Annotated in this window: 7 protein-coding genes; 1 reads left to right on the forward strand and 6 read right to left on the reverse strand. The window is 45.4% G+C overall.

Features of this window, described 5'->3' with window-relative positions; all coding sequences use genetic code 11:
- The 6 genes from IM450_RS20080 to IM450_RS20105 all read right to left on the reverse strand — a co-directional run.
- Window positions 1-305, reverse strand: a 305-nt coding sequence (locus IM450_RS20080) for a hypothetical protein (RefSeq protein WP_287720670.1), incomplete at its 3' end; no start/stop codon positions are given.
- A 220-nt stretch (window positions 306-525) separates the two neighbouring features.
- Entirely contained in the window at window positions 526-1182 is a 657-nt protein-coding gene (locus tag IM450_RS20085; protein ID WP_002756909.1) for a class I SAM-dependent methyltransferase, read from the reverse strand.
- A 100-nt stretch (window positions 1183-1282) separates the two neighbouring features.
- Window positions 1283-1636 (reverse strand): DUF1257 domain-containing protein, encoded by a 354-nt coding sequence (locus tag IM450_RS20090; protein WP_002731874.1) that lies wholly within the window; start codon window positions 1634-1636, stop codon window positions 1283-1285.
- Window positions 1637-1770: 134 nt separating this feature from the next.
- Window positions 1771-3282: a stress-responsive protein Ycf46 gene (gene ycf46 / locus IM450_RS20095; RefSeq protein WP_287670766.1), complete on the reverse strand. Its 1512-nt coding sequence runs from the start codon at window positions 3280-3282 to the stop codon at window positions 1771-1773.
- A gap of 79 nt (window positions 3283-3361) precedes the next feature.
- Window positions 3362-3712, reverse strand: a complete 351-nt coding sequence (locus IM450_RS20100; protein WP_043997780.1) for a hypothetical protein — start codon at window positions 3710-3712, stop codon at window positions 3362-3364.
- 339 nt (window positions 3713-4051) lie between these two features.
- Window positions 4052-4807: an amino acid ABC transporter ATP-binding protein gene (locus tag IM450_RS20105; protein WP_287670769.1), complete on the reverse strand. Its 756-nt coding sequence runs from the start codon at window positions 4805-4807 to the stop codon at window positions 4052-4054.
- A gap of 198 nt (window positions 4808-5005) precedes the next feature.
- Between IM450_RS20105 and IM450_RS20110 the strand changes: the two genes are divergently transcribed.
- Complete coding sequence (locus IM450_RS20110) at window positions 5006-6517, forward strand: ABC transporter permease subunit (protein ID WP_287670771.1); 1512 nt, start codon at window positions 5006-5008, stop codon at window positions 6515-6517.
- The last annotated feature ends 199 nt before the right edge of the window (window positions 6518-6716 follow it).

The following is a 6716-nucleotide window of genomic DNA, read 5'->3' on the forward strand; positions in this document are numbered from 1 at the left end:
TCTTGATTGCCACTGTTGATAACTTGTTTAATTTGTTGTGCTAGGGTTTGGATTTCTTGGGCAAAATTGGTGTCTTTGAGCATTTCTACCTGTAAAAAAGGAACCACTTGCTGTTCAATCATCGCCTCGGATTTGGTTTGTTCTGCTGCCGCTAAAACCTTGGCTGCGGTGGGTTCCTTTTGTAACTTTTGCTTAATTTTTTGCCACAATTCTACACCTTTATCCATGGCTCCTTCCGTTAATTTACCGATAACAGCTTCAAAGGCGATTTTAGCGATTTCGGCGGCGGCTAATTCGGCTAACATAATTATCAATTGCGAGAATTTTTCGCCATTCTAGCACAACTATTTTGGGATGAAATTGCTTCTCCTCTCCCATTTGTCTCCTGGCAAGGTTCTAAGCTGTACTGCATCTAAACTGCATATTAGAAATATTACTACAAATGCTTAGAATTCCTCTCTCCAGGCTCCCTTCCCATAGACAGTCTTAACGAGCAATTTAGATAGTCAACCTACTTAACGATGACTATAATCCTAGAGAGGATTCTTTTTTTCCTATCACTGCATAGAAGGGATCAGCAACCATAATTCCTAACATTTGTAGGAAACTGGGGGTAGTAGCAGGACGAACGATCGCCTGTACTTCCCTAAATCCCGCCACCGATTTAAAATAGGATTTCACTAACGCTACCCGGCCTAAATCGCTATTATCGCGCCAAGCAGCGATCGCTTTTTGGTAAAACATCCGATTGGAAAAACTGACCACCACCAGACCATTAGGCTTTAAAATGCGATACAGTTCCGCAAAAATCGCCTCTGGATACTGCAAATACTGCACCGACACCGTGATTAACACCGCATCAAAAGAACTATCCCCTAGGGGCAATTTTGGCTGTGCATTGAGGTCCTGGACAAAATAACTATGCAAGCGGGGATTTTTGGCTAACTCCTCCCCATTCATCCCGTGACCTTCGATATGCTCAAATTCCATCTCCTCCGGTAAATGGGACACCCAGCTGCTCATCAGGTCTAAAATGCGCGTATTCGGCGATAATATCTCTCGGTAGAGAGCGGTTAATCGATCGATAAAACCCTCATCCACGTGGGTGACGAAGCGGGGAAAAGCATAAAAATCGCTGTCTTTGGTCGGATCGAGTTTAGTTCTTTCTTCGGGTCGGAGCATTTTTGTCAAGTTAATTTTACTATTCTTAACATACCCCACAGACAGAAAAAAGGGTTAACCGAACTGGTCAACCCCTAGGCTTGGGAACGCGCTGTAAATCTTAGCTTTGAACGACTAGCTTAACGTTAGCGTTTTGCAGACCGCGCTGTTTCACTTCGGATAGGGTTTTGTTCACAGCGTATTTTTGGTTGATCGAGTTGATCAATTCGGTTTGATTGTGTTTTTTGGCTACACCCCAGAGGTCAGCGATTAAATCGAAACTGCCGTCGGTGTTGCGGGACCAACCGAGATCATATTCGCCATCGAGAACAGCAACGATGTCGGAGCGAACCCGTTGACCGTTGTAACCACGAACATCAGCTTCGGTTTTTACGCTAATGCCGAGGTCGCGGAGAGAAGCTTTGAGGATTTCGGCATCGGTGATTTTGGTCCGGAGAGTGCTGAAATGAGACATTGGAATTTCCTCTTTGTAGATAAGAATCAACAACAACAGATTGAGAGTTAAAGAGTGCCGCCAAGCGGCTTTGCGAGGCATTGCTAGTCCCTGAGAACTAGCCTTTCATCCCGTTGGGAGCGGGCGAAAGTCTGTTAGAACTCCAATCGCTGGTACTCAGCGACGGAGGCCGAAGCAGGTCGGGCGCGTTGTCTGGCCCAATCACGCAGGGCCGTTACCTGTTCGGTCATGGTGCGAGATAGGGGCAGAGTCGCCTTAATCGCCGCAATAATGTCCAATTGCGTGAATTCGCGATCTTGGGCGAAGGCCTCATACATGGCGGCAATCAGCGCCTGTTCTATTTCCGCACCGGAAAACCCATCGGATACCTTGGCTAACTGCTCCAAATCGAAGCGAGAAATGTCGGAGCGTCGTTTAGTCAGGTGAATATTAAAGATATCTTGTCTTTCTTCGGAATTGGGCAAATCGACAAAGAAGATTTCATCGAAGCGCCCCTTACGGAGAAATTCCCCCGGTAGCCGTTCAATCCGGTTAGCTGTGGCCATGACGAAGACGGGCGAGGTTTTTTCCTGCATCCAAGTCAGGAAGGAGCCGAAGATGCGGCTAGAGGTTCCCCCATCGGAATCGGCGGATCCCGTGCCACCGGCAAAAGCTTTATCTAATTCATCGATGAAAAGAATGGCCGGAGAGATGGATTCGGCAGTTTTTAAGGCATTACGCAGGTTAGCCTCGGACCGTCCCACCATGGAACCATCGTAAACCCGTCCCATATCTAAGCGCAGGAGCGGTAAACTCCAGAGACGCGAGGTGGTTTTAGCGATTAAGGACTTACCACAGCCTGGTACTCCTAAAATTAGCATCCCTTTCGGTTGGGGGAGTCCGTAACCTCTGGCTCTTTCTGTAAAGGCATTTGAGCGCTGTTTTAACCATCTTTTTAATTCTTCCAGACCGCCGACGGCATTGATGGTCTCGTCCTCTTCAACGTATTCTAAAATTCCGTTGCGGCGAATCAGTTGTTTTTTCTCGGAAAGGACGATTTCTACCTCGTCTTCCGTGAGTTTGTTCGCTTTTACATAGGCTTTCCGGTAAACTTTTTCGGCTTCATCTTTGGTTAAGCCCAAGGCCGCTTTCAGGAGTTTTTCCCGGACCTCTGTGGTGGTACGACGATTTTGATTTTTGCCTAGGTGTTGCGAGAGTACCGTATCTAACTCTCCCATGTCCGGCAGGGGAAAATCTAGAACTACTACGTCTTTCTCTAGTTCTATGGGGACTTCTTGCAGGGGAGACATTAAAATAATGATTTTTTCGGTTCCTTTAAAGCTGGCGATCGCATCTCTTAACCAGCGATTGACCGGAGCGGAAGTGATGAACGGATGCAGGTCTTTGAAGATGTAGATGCCCGCTTCCCGTTGACGCACTACCCATTCGATCGCCGCTTCTGGAGATACGGTATTATGTTGACTGGTTTGGCGCGGTTGACCCAGTTCGATCATGCCGTGGGTAACAGTCCAGACAAACACCCGTCGATGTTGTGTATTTAGTTGGGCTATTTTGCTGATGGCTTCTTCCGCCCTTTCCTCCTCGGAGGTGACGAGGTAAATCAGGGGATACTGAGCCTTGACGAGAATTTCTAGCTCTTCTTTCATAACATCGACCCTATTTGTGGTAACGGTTTTGACCTTGGGCGGCTGATGGCTGTAGATGCCTTGTTCGGCTACTGAGAGTTTAGCAGGGAACTAAGGCTGCTTCTCCCTCTGCGGTTGCTTGGGCGCCAACGGGTTCGGGAACTTCGATCGGGAACTCGTCGCCCACTATTGCGGGCTGGCGTTTGATCGACCTTAGCCGATCTTCTTTCATCACTAACGCGGCATCACACTCGGGACAGACATGAACCTGATAGGTTTTGCCATAGGCGGCGGCTTCGATTTCTTCTACCTTTTCGGGGTATTTTAGGTAGAAAGCGATCGCTTTTTCCACCAGACCTGACATCGATTCTTCATCGATCGCAGCCCTTATTTTTAGTTGACGATGGACTCCAGGGGGAAGGTACAGTGTGACTTTTTGCTTGTCTTGCATATCACTAAATTGGTTTACCCGGGTATGTGTCTCTACTATAACCACTGTCTTTCTCTCCTGTCAAGATGGTAAGCTGTTATAACGGCATAATTGTAACATTTCTTTACAATTGGTGGAGAAGTGGGGTGATGGGGAGGGGAAATTATAAATTATGAATTATGAATTGGGGAGGTGGGGAAGTGGGAATTATGAATTATGAATTATGAATTATGAATTATGAATTGGGGAGGTGGGGAAGTGAGGAAATTGAACTAAAACCCCAAAACCCCAACCCCCAACACCTAAAACCTGACTCCTGACTCCTGACTCCTGACTCCTGAATCCTGAATTCAGTAAACCCTAATTACTATTGATGCGACTTAAAAAGGCTTGTAAGCGCTCGCTGTGGGGATTATTAAAGAAAGTGTCGGGATCACCTGCTTCTTCGATGACACCTTGATTAAAGAACAAAACCTTGTTAGAGACTTCCTTGGCGAACTGCATTTCGTGAGTGACGACTACCATAGTCATACCGTCATTGGCCAATTGACGCATAACGTTTAACACTTCCCCGACTAATTCCGGATCCAGGGCCGAAGTGGGTTCATCAAATAAAATCACCTCTGGTTTCATGCAGAGACTGCGAGCGATCGCCACCCGTTGTTTTTGTCCTCCCGATAATTGGTCGGGATAAACATCGGCTTTTGGGGCCAAACCCACCTTTTCCAGATAATGAATTGCGGTCTCTTTAGCCTCATTTTCCGGGTGGTGTAACACTTGCTTGGGGGCCAACATCAAGTTTTGTAAAACGGTGAGATGGGGAAAAAGATTAAAGTGTTGAAACACCATACTTACCCGGCTGCGTAACTTGCGGAGGACCGATTGATTTAACTTCGGGGAAGAGATGTCAATTCCCATCACCTCCAAGCGGCCGCCGTTAATTGTTTCCAAACGATTGAGACAGCGTAAAAAGGTACTTTTGCCGCAGCCAGAGGGACCGATTACCGATACCACGTCCCCTTGATAAAGAGTGCCTGTAACTCCTTTGAGTACCTCTAAAGAGCCGTAACTTTTGCGTAAACCTTCACTAACAATCACAGGGGTGGTAGTGGTCATGATGTCCTCTCGTAAAAAATTTTACATTCTGTATAAAAGTATCCAGATTAGTTTCTGCTAGATTGTATCCTTGACGACATTTTATCAAGAGGAATAATCATAATACTCAAATAGTCTCTCTACATCTGTCTTGGGTGGGAAGTAGGACGAAATTACTAACTTAATTGAGCAAAAAAATCAAGGAGAAACAATTAAAAAATGATTAAATTTTGGCGAGGGCGGGCGGTACAGAGAGTTATCTTTGCCTTGTTAGGATTAGTCTTGGCGCTAGGATTAAGTGTTATTCCCGCTTTTTCCCAGACTCCTCCTAATCCTTTTCGAGTCGCCACAGAAGCGACTTTTCCGCCCTTTGAATTTCAACAAGGGGGACAATTAACTGGGTTTGATATCGATTTAATGCGAGCGATTGGAGAGGAAGCTGATCTCAACATTGACTTTAGAAATTTACCCTTTGATGGCATTATTCCGGCTCTACAAGCGAGAACAGTGGAAGCCGCTATTAGTGGCATGACCATCACCGCCGAACGCGCTCAAGCGATTTCTTTTTCTCGACCTTATTTTAGGGCTGGTTTAGCGATCGCTGTTCGGGAAGATAATAAGACGATTAAAAATTTTGAAGACTTAAAAGGCAAAAGAATTGCCGTCCAAATTGGCACGACGGGAGCCTTAGAAGCGATAAAAATACCCGGGTCAGTGGTTAGTCAATTTGACTCGGCGGCTTTAGCTTTGCAGGAATTAATTAATGGTCGAGTTGATGCGGTAGTTAACGATAAACCCGTGACTTTGTATGCAATTAAAGAAGCGGGTTTACGAGGTGTAAAAGTAGTCGGAGAATTATTAACGGAAGAATTCTACGGCATTGCTTTACCCAAAAATTCCCCCTATCTCCAGTTAATTAATGATGCTCTCGGTCGAGTCATAGAAAGTGGTCGGTACGATGCTATTTTTCGGCAATGGTTTGGAGAAAAACCGCCAGAATTACCCTTAGTTGCCCCAGCTTTAAAGAATTTACAGGAATCGAGTTTTAACTGGGGAGAATTATTCTATAACCTGATTTTTAAAGGGGTTCCCTGGACAATTCTGTTAACGGTTCTGTCTTTTCTGTTCGGGTTAATCGGCGGAACTTTAGTGGCTATTGCCCTGATTTCTCCCTACAAATGGTTAAAAATAATTTGCCGCATCTATGTGGATTTCTTTCGGGGAACACCGATGCTGGTGCAATTATTCTTGATCTATTTTGGTTTGCCCGGGTTGTTCCGAGAAATTGGCTTAAATATCGACTTAGATCGTTTACCGGCGGCCCTATTTGCCCTAAGTTTAAATGTAGCGGCCTATTTAGCTGAAATTATGCGCGGCGGTATTCAATCGATCGATAATGGTCAATGGGAAGCTTGTTCTAGTCTAGGAATGTCCCCAGTGCAAACCATGCGCGAGGTGATTTTTCCCCAAGCTTTTCGCCGGATGTTGCCACCGTTGGGGAATGAATTTATCACCCTAATTAAAGATACCAGTTTAGCGGCAGTAATCGGTTTTGAAGAATTATTCCGGCAAGGTCAGTTAATGGTAGCCACTACCTATAAAGCTTTCGAGATTTATATCGCTGTTGCTTTAGTTTATTTGGTTTTAACTACCCTTTCCTCCGTGGTATTTAAGCGCTTAGAGATTTATATGGATCCCCTACATAAATCTAAACAGGAACAGAAAGCCTAGGGGCAACAGATGGGAACTGAAACCGAGTTTAAGAGAATTGTCAGGGGGGTAACTTCCAGGCTCTCTTGGATTTGGTGGGTAAAATGTATTCTAAGATACATTCCTTCTAGCGAGGGGGTGGAACGAACCACAAAGACACAAAGGACACAAAGATTGATCGATCATATTGTAAGTTAAACTTATCACACAGAACCTAGAA

Source organism: Microcystis sp. M083S1, assembly GCF_020246405.1.
Lineage (GTDB): Bacteria > Cyanobacteriota > Cyanobacteriia > Cyanobacteriales > Microcystaceae > Microcystis > Microcystis aeruginosa_C.